Origin of the sequence: Paenibacillus abyssi, from assembly GCF_014640295.1 — a bacterium.
In the GTDB taxonomy this organism is placed as follows: domain Bacteria; phylum Bacillota; class Bacilli; order Paenibacillales; family Paenibacillaceae; genus Paenibacillus_D; species Paenibacillus_D abyssi.
In genome coordinates, this window is sequence record NZ_BMGR01000002.1 from 187,026 (window position 1) to 205,828 (window position 18,803).

Genomic DNA, 18,803 nt, shown 5'->3' on the forward strand with positions numbered 1-18,803 from the left:
TAACTCACCCTTTGTAAATGAAATTGTGCTCCGCATCTGTCAACATTGGATGTTTTGTGTCCTTATCAGACAATATTGGGGCAGAAGTAGGCCAATCAATTCCGAGTGTTGGGTCGTTCCACGCAATCCCGCGATCATGATCTGGCGAATACAGCGCATCGACTTTATACATCACTTCACAGTTCGGAACAAGCGTGCAAAAGCCATGAGCAAACCCTTGGGGAACAAGCAATTGCCTTTTATTCGCTGCGCTTAATATAAATCCTTGCCACTGACCGTAAGTAGGCGAGCCTTTCCGGATATCCACTACAACATCGTAGATGGACCCTGCTGTACAGCGAACCAGCTTCGTCTGTGCCTGTGGATGCAGTTGATAGTGAAGCCCGCGCAGGACGCCGGCTTCTACGGATAGGGAATGATTATCCTGGATAAAGGTTTGCATGATCCCATGCTTTTGATACGTTTTTTCATTATAACTTTCCATAAAGAAGCCGCGATGATCTCCAAACACGGCAGGTTCGATTAATTTCAAATCAGGAAGATGGGTTTCGAGGATAATCACTGCTGCCTACTCCCCCTTAATATTTCAGCGTTCCGAATTCCTCGCCAAAAACAATATCTTTGGCAAGCTCATTCGCACGAGCCAGTGAAGCGTGAGTTCCTGCATCGGTCCACCAGCCCTGAAGAATATCATATGATAGTTCATCGGCTTTAATATAGGCATTATTAACATCCGTAATTTCCAATTCTCCGCGGCCTGAAGGCTTTAATGTTCGGATGATATCAAACACACGGCTATCATACATATATATGCCGGTTACCGCAAATTTACTCTTAGGCTGTTGTGGTTTTTCTTCAATGGACATAATCCGGTCATTAGACAGCTCCGGTACACCATAGCGCTGCGGGTCATGAACCTCTTGAATAAGAATTTTAGCCCCGCGGCCCTGATTCTTGAAATTTTGGACAAATGGGCTGATGCTGCCCTCAAACACATTATCTCCTAAGATAACGACCATTTGATCACCATTGACGAAATGCTCCGCCAACCCCAGCGCTTGTGCAATCCCGCCTGCTTCATCCTGTACCTTATAAGTGAAGTTCAATCCAAATTCACGGCCGCTTCCAAGCAGATTCACGACATCGCCCATATGTTCTTTGCCTGTGACGATCAGGATATCGGATAGCCCCGCCTGCTTCAGCTTGTGAACAGAATGAAAAACCATCGGGTATTTGCCAATCGGAAGAAGGTGCTTATTTGTCACCTTAGTTAACGGATAGAGACGGGAACCTGTCCCCCCGGCAAGGATAATGGCTTTCAAATCGACCCACCCCTTTAATCGCTATGTACAGCATGATAGTTATTTACTGCGTCACACCGCTTATTCTACCGATGCTATAGTAAGAAATGCCCAATTGCTCCGCTTCATCAGGGATAAAGCAATTTCTTCCATCCACGATGATCGGACGTTTCAACAGTTCTTTATATTTCTCTAAACCAAATGACACAATCTCTTCCCATTCCGTTACAATCATCATAGCATCGCTTTTTGTAACTGCCTCTTCAATGGATTGACAGTAGCTAACGCTATCCCCGAGTACCTTTCTAGCCAATTCCATAGCTGCAGGATCATAGACTTTCAGCTTCATTGCAGGATATTTAGCGATCAGCTTTTTAATGATATTCAATGAAGGCGCTTCTCTAATATCATCCGTGTTCGGCTTAAAGCTTATGCCCAACATGGCGATCGTAGCCGCATTCAAATCATCTACCGCCTCTTCCAGCTTTGAAATCACCTTTTGATATTGGTTCTTGTTTACATTAATTACTTCCTGCAGCAGCTTGAATGTAATGCCTTTGTTCTCTGCTATTTTTAGCAGCCCTTTTGTATCTTTTGGGAAGCAGGCACCCCCAAAACCAATACCAGCCTTTAAAAATTTGCTCCCTATTCGGGTATCCAGCCCCACTCCCGCTGCAATTTCATTAATGTCTGCACCGACTAATTCCGCAATATTGGCGATTTCATTAATGAACGAAATCTTCATTGCGAGGAATGAATTTGAAGCATATTTAATTAACTCCGCACTTCTAATATCGGTTGTTTGCACAGTCGTTTTTAATGGCTTATGCAACTCCTGCAGAATCTGTTCCGCTCTGGGCGAATCTATGCCAATAATGACGCGGTCCGTATGAAAAAAATCTTCTATTGCCGAGCCCTCTTTTAAAAACTCCGGAACGGAAGCCACATCAAATTCAATGCTTTTATCAGTCATATTCTGTTTAATGATTCGTTTAACTTCATCAGCAGTGCCTACCGGCACAGTGCTCTTATTCACGATTACTTTATAACTGTTAATCGATTGACCAATCGCTTTAGCAACTGCATGCACACCCGAGAGATCAACATTCCCGTCAGGCAGCGACGGGGTACCGACCGCAATAATAATAACATCTGATTGTATGATTGCATAATGGGCATCCGTTGTGAAAACAATCCGGTTAAGACATTTATTTTTTACGACCAATTCACTTAAACCAGGCTCATAGATCGGGATGATCCCTTGATTCAGCCGATTAACTTTGTCCTCATCTATGTCTGCACAGATTACCTGATTTCCCAATTCAGCAAAACAAACCCCTGAAGTGAGCCCGACATATCCTGTTCCGATCACTGCAATATTCATCAACGTTCACCACTTTTTATGAGATCTGTTTGCCTTTTTCTTTCTTATTATGCTCGTAGGTATCATCCATCGTTACCGGTTGGCTAAGCTCTACTTTTTTAACCCGATACAACGTTTCCTCAAGAAGCTTTCTATTATTGGAGATCAAGTCTGCAACAAGTCCCAAAGTTCCTAATTGAAACCCGACAATCATCATAACAGCGGCCAGAATAAGGGATTGAATATGGCCATCTCCGCTTCCTGTAAGGAAAAAATATAAATATCGCATTCCGATTAAGACCCCGATAATAGAAGAGATAATACCTGCGGTAACAAACACTCTCATCGGTCGATACATCGTATACATCCGAACAATTGTTTTGGCGGAACGTTTCATATAACCGGAAATGCTTTTAAATAAGCGCGATTCTCTTAGTTTACCATTTGTGCCAATTTCTACATGGCCAACCGCAAGCTTCTTATGCCCGGCTTGAATAATCGTCTCCAGTGTATACGTGAATTCAGAAACAATATTTAGCCTAAGCGCCGCATCGCGTGAATAAGCTCTGAAGCCGCTTGTCGTATCCGGTACGTCAGTTTGCGACAATTTTCGCACTACACTGCTGCCAAACTTCTGGAAGAATTTTTTGATTGGAGAAAAATGTGTTATTGTGTCGGTTTTTCGGTCTCCTATGACCATGTCGTAATGTCCGGCAAGGATCGGTTCGATCAGTTTGGGAATATCCGAGCCCTTGTACTGATTATCCGCATCCGTATTCACAATGATATCGGCACCAAGCTTAATAGAAGCATCAATCCCAGCTTTGAATGCTTCTGCAAGTCCTTTGTTCTTAGAGAAGCTGACGATGTGATCAACCCCCAGCGCCTTCGCGACCTCAATTGTTCTGTCGGTACTTCCGTCATCAATGATCAGGATTTCAACCTTGCTGATACCTTTGATTTTCCTGGGTATGTCCTTTAAGGTAACCGGTAAGCTATCCTCTTCATTGAGACATGGAATCTGTATGATTAGTTTCACTTCATCTCATTCCTTTCCACTTAAATAAAAGTTTGCCTATTAAACTACTAAACTACTTCATTGCAGGTGTACCCTACATTTTTTTATTACATCTGAAACTTGTTTTCCAATAGTTGACGGTGTGCATTCTTCAGTGAATAGTTTATATGCATTTGCGGAAAGGCTCTCTCTCAAGGGAGTGTCTTCTTTTAATCTAAGAATAGAGTCTGCCAACGATTTAACGTTTGCTAGTTCACATAAATACACATTTTTGTTGTGTTCCAATAACTCCTTAATTGCTAAGCTATCCCCCGTTATGATCGGTTTAGCACATGCCAAATACTGATATACTTTATTAGGGATAACTCTCTTGGTTTTTTCAGTGTCGCCAAAAATACCTAAGCAAAGGTCGCTATTTATTATCCTGTTTCTTAATTCTTCCTGGGGCAATAGTGGTACAAATTCAATATTATCTAGGCCTATGCTGCTGCTGTAATCGACAATGTCATCATACATTTGCCCATTCCCTATAAAAGTGAAGGTTATCTCCTTATCATGTTTTAATAGGTTAGCCGCATCAACAATGTATTTGATTCCATGCAATGGTATGTAAGTCCCTTGAAATAGAACATTAAATTTTTCCTTTTTGTCAATGAAATCAGCTGGAACGGAAGGGAAGTAATAATTCGTATCGGCGCCTACGATAACCTTGTTAATTTTTTCTTTATTGATGTCAAACATTTGAGAAAAATATTTTTTATGTTCATTTGTATCCGCTAATATATAATCGGCAAGTTTAAAACTTACTTTATCTAAATATAAAACCATAGAAACTAATAATCTGTTACTAGAAACTAATTTTCTATCTTCAACAATTGTATCATACGCTGAAATAAGCGGGTCAAAAATAATCTTTATTTTGAATATTTTGGATATTAGTTTAGCAATAGGCATTGATGCATGTCCCATTTCCGAAACGATAATAATATCAACTCTATCTTTAATTTTTAAAAACTTTGCAAATAAAATGAAACTCCTCAATAAAACATTCACCCTGCTATTACACTCAACAATTTCATAACCTTCGATTATAAGACCTTGTTTAATGATACTATTCCGTGAATAACCTGGTTTGTGGGAACCAAAATAGCAAATAGTTGGTTTGTTTTTGTCATTTGGACTTTTATCGTTAGTAGATGTAGTTATTTTTTTAATGAATATAGCAAGAAAAAGTATGATTTCTATTGCCATGAGCCAAATCCTAGATATGATTATAATTAACGAAAAATTCCCCAGGGTTATTACCGCTAATAATTGTTCCAATACTTGTTCTCTTATCCCAAGACCACCGGGTATTGGACTTAGGAATCCGACTATCCACGAGAATGGAAACATGCCGATCAGCTCTATGTGAAATCCTATAGTTGGATTTAACGATAATACCAAAAAATAAAAACCAAACCCTAAAGATAACCAGGAGATTAAATAAAGCATCACAATATCTCTACTGTCTTTCAATGAGTCAATCTCAACTTTTTTAATTTTATTTATTAACTTCAAAAAAAGTCCGGACAGTTTGTTGATCTTAAGAAATAACAAGCCAATTGTTAAGATGAAAATAGCAGTCAACCACAAATGCCCGATAAATGCATTCAACACCAGCATTGATAATATGAAGCCTGTTATCAATACATAAATTATTTCTGTTATTATACTCGTGATTACAAGTCTATTATTTTTTTCGTGTGATCGAATTAATAGTGCTCTCCCTGGCAAATTCCAGATACCACCAGGGAGGTATTTCAAAAACTGACTGAATAAATATACGTAGAATACACGAAAAGATGAGATTGAAGAACCCAGCTTTTTCAGTATTCGCAACCAAGTATAGGCACCAATTAAATAAAAACAAATACAGAAAAAAGCTGACACAATTAAGTAAAAATAATTAATTTGGATGGAATCTTTAACCAAATTATATTGGTTGTAAGCATCTGTTAGTATATATACAAAAAGAGAAAGTCCAAGTAAAAAAAAGATGATTACAAAAAGCTGCTTTTTATTCAACTTGATACCTACCTTTTTCGAGAAATGACTTTGATAATTCCACTGCTTTTAAATAATCTTGTAACCGCATTAATAGGTGTGAAAATTAACAATGTAATTGGATTAATATTGAGGAGTCTTTTCAACTTTTGGTTGGTTGTCATATCCCTTAAGCTATAAATCCAATTGGTCGGGTCAATAGAATGCCCAACGTCAACAATTTCATGGTTATATTGATTTAATAAATCTATAAGAGATTTTTCCGTAAAGTAACTTAAATGTCTGGGCGGATCATAAGAATACCAATTTTTCTGGAATAGTTTCTCATCTAGACTTTTTTGATTAGGCGTTAATTGATAAAGAATTCCTCCTTTTGTCAGGGTTGAATTAAGAGTGTCCATGAACCCTTTAAGATCGTGAATATGTTCTATAACGTGCCGTAAAATAACCAAATCTACACTCTCTTTACTAATATTCGACTCTTCTAGAGTACTCACTCTTACATCTAATCCAAAGTTCTTTCTAGCAACATTCACTGCGTTTTCGTTAAATTCTAAACCCAACACATTCCAACCGGTATTTTCTTTCAAATGGTACAAGAACTCTCCATTACCACAACCGACTTCTAATACGGAGATCTGTTTTTTGCCGCCAAACAACTTCTTTATTTTTTTTATTTCACGTTTTATTAATACTGTTTTTATCCACGATATAATATTATTCTTCTTTATATTGTAAGGTGTATACTCGCTAGGGTAATAATTTATTAATTCTTGATTCAATGGTTCAGGGTATACCAAAGAAAAACCACATGCATAACAATTAACAATATCGAAGGATTCTTTTGAATATTTGTCTACTTTACTGAATTTCACATCATATCTATCTGATCCACAAATTTTACAATTGAACATCGCTAACTCCTTTTTCATAAATTAAGATAGCAAAGCGGTGAGTATATTAAGGATTTTTAAAAGGTTCGGCCCTAAAATTCAAGACTGCGACATATTAATTTGTGTACCTGAAAATTACTTTGATTTGATGATGACGTAAAACTTATTTGTATACCATCGGCTATAACGAGCGATTCAACCGTTACAGCTTCAAGTTTCTATACCATTAAGGGACCGAAGGTTTGGAAACTTATTATGAATAAAATTGGTCATCTCCCCTTCCCCGCATCCTGCATCAAGAACCCTTGTTACTTTCACTTGATCCAAGCACTCATTAAAGCTGGAAAAAAAGCCATTCATTAAATATCTTGCAATCGGATTTCTTGTATGGTATTTATTTGGTTCCCACCTCTGCTTTTCGTCGATTTTCGTTGCATATGAACTGTGTACATATTAGTGCTGCGCACCCTATGAGATATTTTGTTTATTTACTTCGTAATTTTTAAAAAAATCACTCAACGTACACCCCTAAAATTCAAAACAGCCCCGTATACATATGTGATCATTCATTATTAAAAATTTAGAAGATAAGAGAGCCCTTGAGTTACCGGTTTAAAACTTGAATTTTACCTACGGCCACCCCCAGCTGCCTGCTGTCGGTTGCACCAGAATCAACTGGACTCCAAGGCTCTGTTATGATTTCAATTACTAAATGGTCCTGTTCTATGTTAACATCATCCAGGGAAATAATTAGAGTTCTTGTGTCTCTAAGAGTCTGACCCGTATAAACAATCTGATCATTGGCCTTTACGATCAGTTCCCGACCATCGGGTCCAGTGTGAGCTAAGGAAATCGCCAGCTGTGTGGGATTTTTTAGATATATGCCCGGGATTTCAACAGAAGCATGACTTTCCGTCCAACGAAACGGATTTCCATGCGGATCCTTCTCAGTAATATAAAATCCTTGCTCATTTATTCCCTGTACCGTGTACGCTTCTAATGTTAAGTCTTGGCTGTCTGTAACCTCAAACAAGTACAGTGTGTCATCAATTTCTTGGATAGCTCTCGGTAGTCCAATAGCTATCTTTTCAGTTTGCGTTGTTTTTAGGTCAAAAGTTGCAATTAAGTTAGTATTAAGTCCAATAAAGGGATTCTCCTCATTTCTACTTAACAATAAAACTTTGGCTTCTTCATTTTCATTTACCATATTATTAAGTTTTGTTATAGCGCTGTCCTTTAACGAACCTATAGGAATAACATTTTTAGAAAACGACATGAACAAAGGAGTACTATATCTACTCATGTCCGCACCCGAAGTTACAAGTAATGCATCATCTGGAATAGAGTCAGCAATACTTTTTATGTTGGCCCAAACATTTCCTTGTTCCTTATATAAAGCAATCGGATACAAATTATAAACAGTATGACCGACTAAAAACAGACATAATGAGATCGAGAGGGTTCTTCTCAAATATCTTTTTTCTCTTAAATAGCCTCCGACAGCTTCCAACGCAACAAAGGAGAACCAAATAAATCCGGGTATGACTACTGGAACAAATCTACGGCTGGCCCAATATTGATCTGGAGAAATATTAATGTTATATAAATATAAAGCTGAGAATCCTCCAACTATTGTAAACCCAATGATCCACTTCGTTTCTTTTTGTATCATTATCTTTCTTAGTACTATTAACCATCCAAACAAACCCAAATAAACTATGGGTACCGACAAATAATAAGATAAATTTATAATTGAAAACTCTCGATAAGTACCAGAAATTGTTGTGTAATTCACTAAATCGGGCCGACCAACATGTGCATAAATGAATACTAGCACAATAACAACCGATACGATGTAATAGATATATAGATAAGTTCTTTCTCGTATCTTTTTAAAGTAACTACTAAAAGGAGTTAAAATAGTTAATATTAATGATAACCATATGATAGGTAATAATCTGGGAAATAAATCCAGATAATACGGTTGTGTAGTGTAATAATAATAACCAAAGGAAATTATTGATAAAGGGATAAAAATAGAATACATCCCTAACCATACTTTATTCTGTACCTTCCCTATATCTCCTAAAGAATCTTTAAATATAGAAAAGAGTATTCCACTAAAAATTAACAATGGCATTAGTAGCAGAGAATCAATTCGACATAATACTGCTAATCCGAAGAAAAACCCGCTCCAGCCTGCCCATTTAGGGTTATCTTCCTTAAAACCCCAAACAAGCATAATAAATGCGCCCAAAATAAGTACCTGTGTAAATATTTCAGTCATCGTAATTCTTGAATTCCAAATTTGAGTCACATTGAATCCGAAATATAAAGCTCCTGCAATGACATATACTTTCTGACTAAGAAACTGACTTAACAATATTCGAAATAATAATACAGCCAGCAATCCGAACAGAGCGTTTAGTCCAAATAAACCGTAGACTCCAGCCGTGCCTAATGCCATTGCTAACAAGACCGTGAAGAGATGTGAGAATTGAACCGTAATTGTGTTTTCCGTTTTATATAATCCCGGCATGAAGGTTTTAAAATCAGTTTCATCAAATACAGGGTAGTCAACTTTCAAACTGCCGTTTTCTTCAATATAAACTGCACTGTTGGAGTAAATCCCTTGATCCCTTCCACCAAAAATACTTTCATGCGGAAAACCTAGATAAAAAAATGCCAGCACAATAAACAAAAGGATGAAGAGCACGTCCAATTTTCCGAATTTTTCTTTGCTCTTGTTTAAATAAATCATCTTTAAAGTATCTTTCATAAAAAACAGACTGAAGATTGTAATCATCCAACCAAAAAGTCCGATAAAGCTGCCATTGAACAGGCCAAGAAGCAGTAGTACCAATAAAGGAATGGACCAACAAGCAAGCCCTATTACTACACTGATTACTATTCGAGCACTTCTATTTTTCTCCTGTAAACTTAATAGAAGAGATGAGAACAATGTTTTAAGCACAATCAACCCGGCAAATGGAATGGATATCCAAAAGCCTAATGATAATAATGTCTCCACATAGGTGCCTTCCTTTCAAATTATATTGATTCAATCGCCTTAATAAATAATTCCTCAATCTTATTCCAGCTATAATTATTAATTACATACTGATGGCCATTCGTTCCCAAAGCATGTGCAATGTTTGTATTGTTAACGATAAGGTCCAGACAATAGTGAAACTCGTCAAAATCAGTATAATATAATCCTGCATTCCCTCTGTTGCAATGGCCAACCAGTACTTCACAGTCTCCATTGACCAGCACCGGTTTATTTAGATACATTCCTTCCAAAACTGCCATTGAAAAACTTTCATATTTAGAGGGCATAACTAACAATTCTGAAGCTGCAATCGCTCCGAATTTTTCTTCGTCCGAAACAAACCCTAGGTGTATAATATCGGAATGTTTCGGGATATCCATTACGTTTTTCCCTATTAATACCAGTTTAATATTGTTATCACTCTGTTTTTTATAGTTCAGGAAGTATTCAAATAATTCCTTGCATCCTTTTGATTCATCAATTCTGCCTACATATATAATGAAGGGATCATGAACATTAAACTTTTCTCTGAACTCTTCCTCAGAAAAATAACTTTCAGGCACATCTATACCTAGTCCAGCGACTTCATTAGGTATGTACTGATTATGAAATGTACGATGTACAAAGTTTTTTTCTTCTTCTGTCAGGAATACAATGTTTCTGGGCAGATGGAAAAAAGGTTTGAACAGCGAGAAGTATATATATGGCTCATCATGTGCTGTAGGCACAAGAATGCTCTTTTCCGGAAGCTGCTGCAGGCCGAAATAGGTAGTAAAGTAAAGATATGTGAAGAAAATCACTTTATCGTATTGATCATTGTGATTTTTCAAATAATCAATTAATGTAAAAGATGCCGGACCTTGAGCCTTCATCCACTCCAGCTCATCATATATGGTTCTGTTGGCTTTTCGAAAAATCTCTTCCGTACATTTTGAAAATTGTTTCTGATTTCTTGGAAATTCAGTCTCAAATCTGCGTACTGTGACCCCATTTATGTCTTCGATTCCGGCTTCGTAATGATTTCCCCATGTTACATAATCCAGTGCTTTAGTTGTCAGAATGTCAATGTCGTATTTCTCTTTTAATTTCTCGGCAATTAATCTGCAGCTTAATTCAGATCCTCCATTAACTTCCAACCCATATCTTTGTACTACGAATGCAATCTTTTTTTTCATGATTCCTCCGCTTGCTTATTAAATAAATCCTCATCACTTTAAAGTTAATATTTCTTGTATCTTACTAATAAAAATTTCACTTGTATTCTTTTTCGAAAAATATGATAATCGCTGCTTCTGGTTTTCTAACAACCTGTTTTTTAGTTCCTGATCATCGATCACTACCTTTATTAAAGCAGCAATGGATTTATAATCTTTCTCTACAACGAGTAAGCCGCCATTTCCGAGGGTTTCAGGGACCGCACTTTTTTTAAATGATATAATCGGCAATTCAAATTTCATAGCCTCTAATAGAGGAACACAGAATCCTTCATGCTCACTCATATTAATAAAAATATCCGCATTCTTATAATAGGTTAGAATCTCATTGAAAGGCACATGTCCGGTGATATAGACATCAGTTAACTCTAATTGCCTGGCAAGCTCTTTAAGCTCCCAATGATATCTTTCCATTCGAGTGTAAGATCCCACTAGAAAAAGTCTCGCATTTTTATCGAAATATTTTTTGTAAAAATAAAATGTTTTAATAATGTCTTCCTGTTTTTTATTGGGAGCAATACGTCCAACGAACAATAGGTCCGTTCCTTTCTTACTCCTTTGTAATCGAGTCATCAGCTGATGATGAACAGGCGCATCATAATCTTCAAAATTAATAATAATAGGAGTTACAGCCGTATTTCGATACCCTAATTCATCAAGCTCACTCTTGTTATAAGACGAATCAGCAAAGGCTGCATCCATATAATCTTTGAGATATATAAGTTCCTTTCTCGCTCTCACACATAGATCAGCAGATTGATCATCATATCCTCTGAAGAAGTGATCCGGGGTGACATTATGATAGAGAAGCATTCGCTTGCTTGTAAACTTCGGAATTTCATAAGCCAGGTCGCACCCGATAGCCATATGATAGATAACAGCTTCATTTTTAGGAATTTTTGAAGCTGGCTTTACTAGATGAGTCAGCTTGGGATGAATATGTTCCGCATAGATATTCGCGGTGTGGCCACTATCTCTTAAATACTTTTGCATATTAATGGCTGAATTGCTTACTGCATCACCGTAACTCATGGCGGGCAGCAATTGATTGATAATCAATCGTCTCACCGCCCCTATCTATTTTCTTTGATATACATTTTATTAATCTGCTTAACCAGTTCTTCGTTCGTTCGCACTAATTCTTTCATTTCATTTCTCAACTCACTATACGATTTCTCATTTAATTCAATTTGTTTCACCATTGCACTCATCGCTCTTGTTACCGACGCATTAAATTCCGCCTGTGAGTGCGTAATCGGGTTAATGTACCACCGCAGAAATTTCCGGACAACTCGTTTACCTAATACAATCATGGGACCAATATATCTCCGGTGTGATGAGATCTCATATTCAATCGAATTATTCCATGACCGATTTAATTGTTCCAGAGCAATCTTTAATTCAGGTGTCACAGAGCCATGCCGGTCGCTCTCATCAAAATGATTAGGCAACTTTATATTACCGATATCCTCATTTATATTATTTTTGCTTAACTCTGTTTTCATTTTACGTATAATATCTTCAACTTTTATTGTCTCGTCATTAAATTCAATATCCATCATAAATTCCTCCCTTATTTATGAGATAACTCGTCATTAACATCCTTATCATCATCTATAAGACCGTTCAAATAGTTACGATCTATGAATATGGAGTTTATTCCTGTAAAGGCATATTCATCATAGTCGTTGCTTTCCATAAAACTCTTAATATCCTTATTTTTAGTTCCGTAAGCTAATTTTGTATCATAATCGATCATTTCAACAATCATAACTAAGGGTCTATATTTCGTATAGTCAATAGAATGTAAGATCTCCATGTCTTTCCCCTCTAAATCAATAGACAAGATCGTTGGAGCTTTTCCCAGATAATGCTCGGCAATATAATTGAATGAAACCGTTTTGACGACCATTTTATCAATAATTTCCACATTAGGATTTGTCTCGCACATTTTCACAGCCGCATCATAGCTTGTAGTGCTCAAACCATCAATATTCAATATAAAAAACTCAACATTCTTACCTGTTTCAACATCGACACAATTGTTGAGTACAACATCCCTGTCACGGAAGAATTTCAGTTCGGGTATAAGATTAGGGTTCGCTTCAACTAAAACTCCTTTTGATCCCTTACTGTAAAAGAAATAGGTATTGCTCAGATTTTTCGCGTGGTTCGCACCTAAATCAATGTAAGTTACCTCAGTATATGGAATCCTAAGGACACGAATGATATAGTCTACTATGCTGTCCTCGCCTGCCTGTGAGTAAGAACTCATACTAAATGGATCGATGCCATCAAACACACCGGGTTTATCGGTCTGGATCACGAGCGCATCTATTTCCCCTGAAAGTGATTGTTGTTGTTGTTTCATTTTTGTCAGACGATTTTCATATTGCTGTTGCATTTGAAGAGATTGTTGGAGTTGATTATACAAGTCATCGGTCTTGTTAATAAGATCGCTGAACAATTCTGCGCTTTTGCCTACTGCAGGAGTGACAGCATTAATAAACTCGATTTGTTGGAATACGATTGGATCTATATACCATTTCAGTACCTTTCTAATTATTCTTTTTATAAAGGTAACAAAAGGACCTGCGATTTTTCGATGTGAACCCAAAGCTTTATTATTTGGATGATTTTCCTTGCTCTCCAGCATTTTCTCCAAATAGCTTTGTAATTCAACTAAATGACGATTGGCCCCATTCGTTTTAGTTGAATCGTCTTGATTTCTATTCATAGACTTAGTAATCTCACTCACTTTACTACCCCCCCTTTTAAATTTTTCAGTCTACTTCCCAATGATGTTTTATTGACAACACGCCAACTGCCTTATCATTTGATACCACTGAGAAATCCATATAATATTTTATAAAATCAAGAGCTCTATGATCCCCGTCTACAACAGCAACATTGAGTTTATAATGGCCAGATAGAAGATTACACTCATCAATTTGAAATTTGACAGTCCCTCTGGGCTGAATTGATCTCAGCTTTAGCTTACCGATTTCAGTATTATTTCCATATATAAGGACTCTCTCCGATGTATAAAAGCCCACCCCGAATATATATTCTTTTTGAGGTTTGTTTACTTTGTAATCGATCTCTATCGTTACCGGTTCTCCTGCAGAAATTGCATTGGTACTCTCACCGTTACGATTAATGATTCTGGCCTCTATAATTTCAACTTCCTTCGAGCCCCATCTGATGTCCTCAGAAAACTCCAGTTCGCTTTGCTTTGGCGCTGCAATTTGAGGATTTTCATCCCCGGAAGCTTGTTTCATCGTTCCATTGATGTACTCTTTCTGCGTCTGCTCTACGAACTTTTTATTCATATGTTGAGTATATAGATCGATTACTCGATCTGCGTCACCTTGCTCTACAATCTTGCCCGCATTCATCCAAATAACCCTGTCACATATTTTTTCTAATGTACCGAGATCGTGCGCTACAATAACAATTGTAGCTCCGTTGTTTTTAAACCCTTCAATCTTGTCGTAACATTTCTTTTGGAAGTTAGCGTCGCCTACAGATAATATTTCATCGATCAGAAGGATCTCCGGATTCACATTAATGGCAACTGAGAACGCAAGCCGCATATACATTCCTGAAGAATAGGTTCTTACCGGGTTCTCAATAAAGTCGCCAAGCTCGGAAAACCGGATAATCTCATCCACTTTTCCATCTATCTCTTTTCTCGATAATCCGAATATGGAAGCATTGATATATATATTCTCACGCCCGGTAAAATCCGGATGAAATCCTGCGCCAAGCTCGATAAGGCTCGAAATTCTTCCGTTTACCTCTATTTCCCCGCTGTCCGGGTATAAAATTTTTGTAATTAGCTTCAATAACGTGCTTTTCCCGCATCCATTGTGCCCGATCAAACCGACCGTTTCGCCTTTTTTAATATCCAGGCTGACATCATTAAGCGCATAAAAATTACTGTATTCATTGCTTCTTAGCTTTAAAAACTTTTCCTTTATCGTTAACGGCTTATCACGATATATTTTGAATGCCTTACTGACATTTTTTATCGATATTACTGTTTGTTCGCTCATGTCTATAGATCCTCCGCAAAGGTCTTCTCACTTTTTCGAAATACCCAGGTGCCGATGGTCAAAAGTATGATTCCCACAACCAGCGAGTACATCAATGCCCCCCACTCCGGTTGTTTTCCATAAAGCAGTATATTTCTGAATGAGTTTATAATAGGAACCATTGGATTATAGCCTATAATATCAGCCATTTTCTGCGGGAAGATTGTAATCGGAAATACAATTGGCGTTACATAAAACCAGACAAAGGTTACAACTCCGACAATGTGTTCCAAATCCCTGAATCTCACGTACAGCGCGGACAAATTCAGCGCCAAACCTAATGCGAATAGAAATAGAGTCAACAAAACGACAGGAAGCCATAGGACATTTAATGTCAAATGGACGCCTGTCAATAGAAGAGCCGAGAATACGATAACTAACCCGTAAATATAGTTCATTAAGTTCGTGCAAACGACTGAAAGCGGCAATATCACTCTGGGGAAATAAATTTTCTTCACTAAGTTTGCTCCACCGACTATACTGGTAGTCGCGCTTTGGACAGACGTAACAAAAAAAATCCACGGCAGCAGAGCCACGAAAAGGAACATCGGATAGTTTTCCTGATTCATTCTCAACAGATATGGAAATACGATCGAATATACAATTAACTGCAGCAGCGGATTAATAAATGTCCATAAGAAACCCAGAAAAGATCCCTTATATCTGGAACGCAAATCTCTGCGTACAATACTAATCAGCATCTGCCTATAACTAATGATCTCTTTAAACATATGTAATATCACTGCTTCCAAACCACCGTTCTAAAAATTCTATTTATGACTACTTTGTTTCCAATAGTGATAAATATCAAATAGGCTTTGTTTAATTGAAATTGAAGGCTCCCATCCAGTTGCCGTTCTCAGCTTCTCATTGGAACCATAGTATTCTTTTACATTATTCGGCCTAAACTTGTTTTCATCTATGATGACTTTGATCGGTTTGGAAGAAAAAGATAACAATATGCCCAATATATCTTCAATCGAAATACAAACACCGGAGCATATATTATATATTTGACCAGCGATGCCCTTTTCGTACAGCAAACGATAGGCTTCCACGATATCTCTTACATCGGTAAAATCACGCTTGCTGCTTAAATCCCCAACATAGATCGTCGGTTCAACATCTCCGTTCTCGATATCCACAACTTGTTTAGCAAAATCACTGGTAACGAAGCCTAGCATTTGACCCGGCCCGATGTGATTGAATGCTCTGACATGAATGATATCCATTCCATGCAGTGTATGATATAAAAGAGCGATCTTGCCTATAGAAAGTTTTGAAAGTCCATATGGGTTTATCGGATTAGTGACTGCATCTTCCTTGATCGGCAGCTCCGCACCCAGACCGTATTCTTCAGAAGAGCCTATAGAGATCACTCTTATCTTGTCTTTTAAAGAAGAATTTTTGATGGCTTCCAACAATGCTATGGAGTCCATCAAATTGGATTCAAAGGTCTCCTCAATGTGATCCCAAGAGTATCTCACTGAGCTTTGGCCCGATAAATGGAACACGACGTCAGGCATTACATCTTCCAATACTTCCATAACGGATTCCTGACTTGTAAAATTCAGCTCAACAAGCTTTACGCCATCCATAAAGGAGGGCGGACAATTACGCGATCCACCCCACACCTCATATCCATTGTCCAATAAATTTTGAGCTAAATAACGCCCTACAAAGCCACTCACTCCTGTGATCAGTGCCTTCATTTACAAACTCCTTTAAGCATTATTTGAGGAGGAATATTTCCGCAAGTCACTTTCAACCATCATCGTTACTAACTGCTCAAAATCAACTTCCAGCTTCCAGCCTAATTTTTCTTTTGCTTTTGTGCAGTCGCCAAGCAGAAGGTCGACTTCAGCTGGACGTACAAACTTAGGATCCACAACGACATAATCTCTCCAGCTTAACCCCACATGACCAAATGCTATTTCTACCAGTTCTTCAACCGTATGTGTTTCACCTGTCGAGATCACAAAATCATCAGGTGTATCCTGCTGCAGCATGAGCCACATGGCCTTCACATAGTCCCCGGCAAATCCCCAATCGCGCTTAGCATCCAGATTGCCCATCCGCAGTTCATTCTGCAATCCAAGCTTTATTCTGGCAGCCGCATCGGTTACCTTTCTGGTCACAAATTCAACGCCGCGGCGCGGAGATTCATGGTTAAAAAGAATACCCGAGCAAGCATACATATCATAGCTCTCTCTATAATTCACTGTGATCCAGTGGCCATACACCTTCGCTACGCCATAAGGGCTGCGAGGGTAGAAGGGAGTCGTTTCCTTTTGCGGGGTTTCAACAACCTTCCCGAACATCTCACTGCTCGAAGCTTGATAAAATCGAGCCTCCGGTTTGGTCAGACGAACCGCCTCCAGCATGTTCGTTACGCCGATTCCCGTCGACTGCCCTGTTAATACCGGCTGATCCCATGAAGTGCCTACGAATGATTGGGCCGCCAGATTGTACACTTCATCCGGATTAGCGGTCCGTACGGCATTGATTAAAGACCCTTGATCCAATAAATCGCCGTCAACAAACTCTATTTCATTTTTGATATGCTCAATGTTCTCCATAATAGGCACACTTGTTCTTCTGCGCAGTCCGTATACTTTATATCCTTTCGACAATAATAATTCTGCCAAATACGATCCATCTTGTCCGGTAATGCCTGTAACGAGCGCCTTCTTAGTCATGACTTTAATTTTCTCCTTTTATAGATCTGTCTAATGTATAGTTTATAAGTACTCCTCACGTTTTTGCATTCTTAATTCCTTCAGCAGCAGCTTAACCTCCTGCGCTTTGTCCTTTGTGCAGATCAGGGTAACATCTTCGGTATCCACAACAATCAGATCTTCAATGCCTAACGTTGCAATCAGCTTGCCGTTACTTTCTATAATGCACCTTTTTGTATCTATGTTAAGGATGTTCCCTTTAATGACATTGCCATGCTCGTCCAACTCATTGATCCGCTCTAATGCTGTCCAGCTTCCAACATCATCCCATCCAAACAAGCAGGGAATGACATAAATATCTCTCGCCTTTTCCATGATCCCGTAATCAATGGATTGGTCCGGCATTTTCCCGAACTCTGCTGCAATGATTTCATTCCGGTCCGCATCGGCAAATGCATGCTTCATCGTCTCCAGGATATCATGCATCTCGGGCATAAGCTCTTTAATATAAGCTCTAATGACTTCCGTACGCCATACAAAGATCCCGCTGTTCCAATAAAAATTGCCGGCAGTCAGGTAAGCCTCGGCGGTCTCATAATCGGGCTTTTCCACAAATGTACTTACTTTATATACGTTAAGCTCATTCACTAACTGTGGGTCCCCCGCACTTTCGATATAGCCATAACCCGTTTCGGGGTATGTAGGCTGTATCCCTAATGTCACGAGATTACAGTTCGTCCCCGCCACTTGTGCTGCGGTTTTGAGGATATTAATGAAGCCCTCGTCATTTTGAATGATATGATCTGAAGGGATGACGACCATCGTACTGTTCGGGAATCTTTCTTCAATAATAATGGAGGCAAGCCCAATGCAAGGAGCCGTGTTCCTTCCAATAGGTTCTATTATTATGTTATCATGCGGCAGATGAGGGATCTGCGCTTTAAGCAGCTCTGCATAGAGTTCATTCGTTACAATGAAGATCTGACTGATGTCAATCAACAGTTCCAGCCGTTCAATGGATTGCTGAATCATCGATTTATTTCCTGATATATTCAGGAATTGCTTCGGCAGGTTCGTACGGCTTTTCGGCCAGAATCGTTCACCCTTGCCCCCAGCCATAATAACGCATGTAATTGTCATC

General features: G+C 38.4%; 16 protein-coding genes. All 16 read right to left on the reverse strand.

The genetic code is table 11. The features are described from left to right. Positions 1-4 precede the first annotated feature (4 nt). The 16 genes from rfbC to IEW11_RS03545 all read right to left on the reverse strand — a co-directional run bounded on the left by rfbC (position 5) and on the right by IEW11_RS03545 (position 18,802). Complete coding sequence (gene rfbC, locus IEW11_RS03470) at positions 5-562, reverse strand: dTDP-4-dehydrorhamnose 3,5-epimerase (RefSeq protein ID WP_188529063.1); 558 nt, start codon at positions 560-562, stop codon at positions 5-7. A 16-nt stretch (positions 563-578) separates the two neighbouring features. Then, positions 579-1,322: a sugar phosphate nucleotidyltransferase gene (locus IEW11_RS03475; RefSeq protein ID WP_188529065.1), complete on the reverse strand. Its 744-nt coding sequence runs from the start codon at positions 1,320-1,322 to the stop codon at positions 579-581. A 43-nt stretch (positions 1,323-1,365) separates the two neighbouring features. Further along, positions 1,366-2,685, reverse strand: coding sequence for a UDP-glucose dehydrogenase family protein (locus tag IEW11_RS03480; protein ID WP_188529067.1), 1,320 nt, complete (start codon positions 2,683-2,685; stop codon positions 1,366-1,368). A gap of 16 nt (positions 2,686-2,701) precedes the next feature. Beyond that, the gene (locus IEW11_RS03485; protein WP_188529069.1) at positions 2,702-3,703 is read right to left on the reverse strand and encodes a glycosyltransferase family 2 protein; all 1,002 of its coding nucleotides are present in this window, start codon (positions 3,701-3,703) and stop codon (positions 2,702-2,704) included. Between the two features lie 57 nt (positions 3,704-3,760). Then, positions 3,761-5,749, reverse strand: coding sequence for a glycosyltransferase (locus IEW11_RS03490; RefSeq protein WP_188529071.1), 1,989 nt, complete (start codon positions 5,747-5,749; stop codon positions 3,761-3,763). 8 nt (positions 5,750-5,757) lie between these two features. Then, positions 5,758-6,642, reverse strand: coding sequence for a class I SAM-dependent methyltransferase (locus tag IEW11_RS03495; RefSeq protein WP_188529073.1), 885 nt, complete (start codon positions 6,640-6,642; stop codon positions 5,758-5,760). Between the two features lie 583 nt (positions 6,643-7,225). Beyond that, the gene (locus IEW11_RS03500; RefSeq protein ID WP_188529075.1) at positions 7,226-9,652 is read right to left on the reverse strand and encodes an ArnT family glycosyltransferase; all 2,427 of its coding nucleotides are present in this window, start codon (positions 9,650-9,652) and stop codon (positions 7,226-7,228) included. A 20-nt stretch (positions 9,653-9,672) separates the two neighbouring features. After that, on the reverse strand, positions 9,673-10,848 hold the full coding sequence (locus IEW11_RS03505) for a glycosyltransferase family 4 protein (RefSeq protein ID WP_188529077.1): 1,176 nt from the start codon (positions 10,846-10,848) through the stop codon (positions 9,673-9,675). A gap of 33 nt (positions 10,849-10,881) precedes the next feature. Next, positions 10,882-11,946 carry a glycosyltransferase family 4 protein gene (locus IEW11_RS03510; RefSeq protein WP_188529079.1) on the reverse strand — a complete coding sequence of 355 codons (1,065 nt, stop codon included), beginning with the start codon at positions 11,944-11,946 and terminating at the stop codon, positions 10,882-10,884. Positions 11,947-11,960: 14 nt separating this feature from the next. Beyond that, positions 11,961-12,446, reverse strand: coding sequence for a hypothetical protein (locus tag IEW11_RS03515; RefSeq protein WP_188529081.1), 486 nt, complete (start codon positions 12,444-12,446; stop codon positions 11,961-11,963). A gap of 14 nt (positions 12,447-12,460) precedes the next feature. Then, entirely contained in the window at positions 12,461-13,645 is a 1,185-nt protein-coding gene (locus IEW11_RS03520) for an FkbM family methyltransferase (protein WP_188529083.1), read from the reverse strand. A gap of 25 nt (positions 13,646-13,670) precedes the next feature. Beyond that, on the reverse strand, positions 13,671-14,945 hold the full coding sequence (locus tag IEW11_RS03525; RefSeq protein WP_188529085.1) for an ABC transporter ATP-binding protein: 1,275 nt from the start codon (positions 14,943-14,945) through the stop codon (positions 13,671-13,673). A 2-nt stretch (positions 14,946-14,947) separates the two neighbouring features. Further along, positions 14,948-15,727, reverse strand: coding sequence for an ABC transporter permease (locus IEW11_RS03530; protein WP_188529087.1), 780 nt, complete (start codon positions 15,725-15,727; stop codon positions 14,948-14,950). 27 nt (positions 15,728-15,754) lie between these two features. Further along, positions 15,755-16,696, reverse strand: coding sequence for a GDP-mannose 4,6-dehydratase (locus IEW11_RS03535; protein ID WP_188529089.1), 942 nt, complete (start codon positions 16,694-16,696; stop codon positions 15,755-15,757). Positions 16,697-16,708: 12 nt separating this feature from the next. Next, the gene (gene gmd / locus IEW11_RS03540; protein WP_188529091.1) at positions 16,709-17,683 is read right to left on the reverse strand and encodes a GDP-mannose 4,6-dehydratase; all 975 of its coding nucleotides are present in this window, start codon (positions 17,681-17,683) and stop codon (positions 16,709-16,711) included. Positions 17,684-17,725: 42 nt separating this feature from the next. Continuing rightward, entirely contained in the window at positions 17,726-18,802 is a 1,077-nt protein-coding gene (locus IEW11_RS03545) for a mannose-1-phosphate guanylyltransferase (RefSeq protein WP_188529093.1), read from the reverse strand. Position 18,803 lies beyond the last annotated feature (1 nt).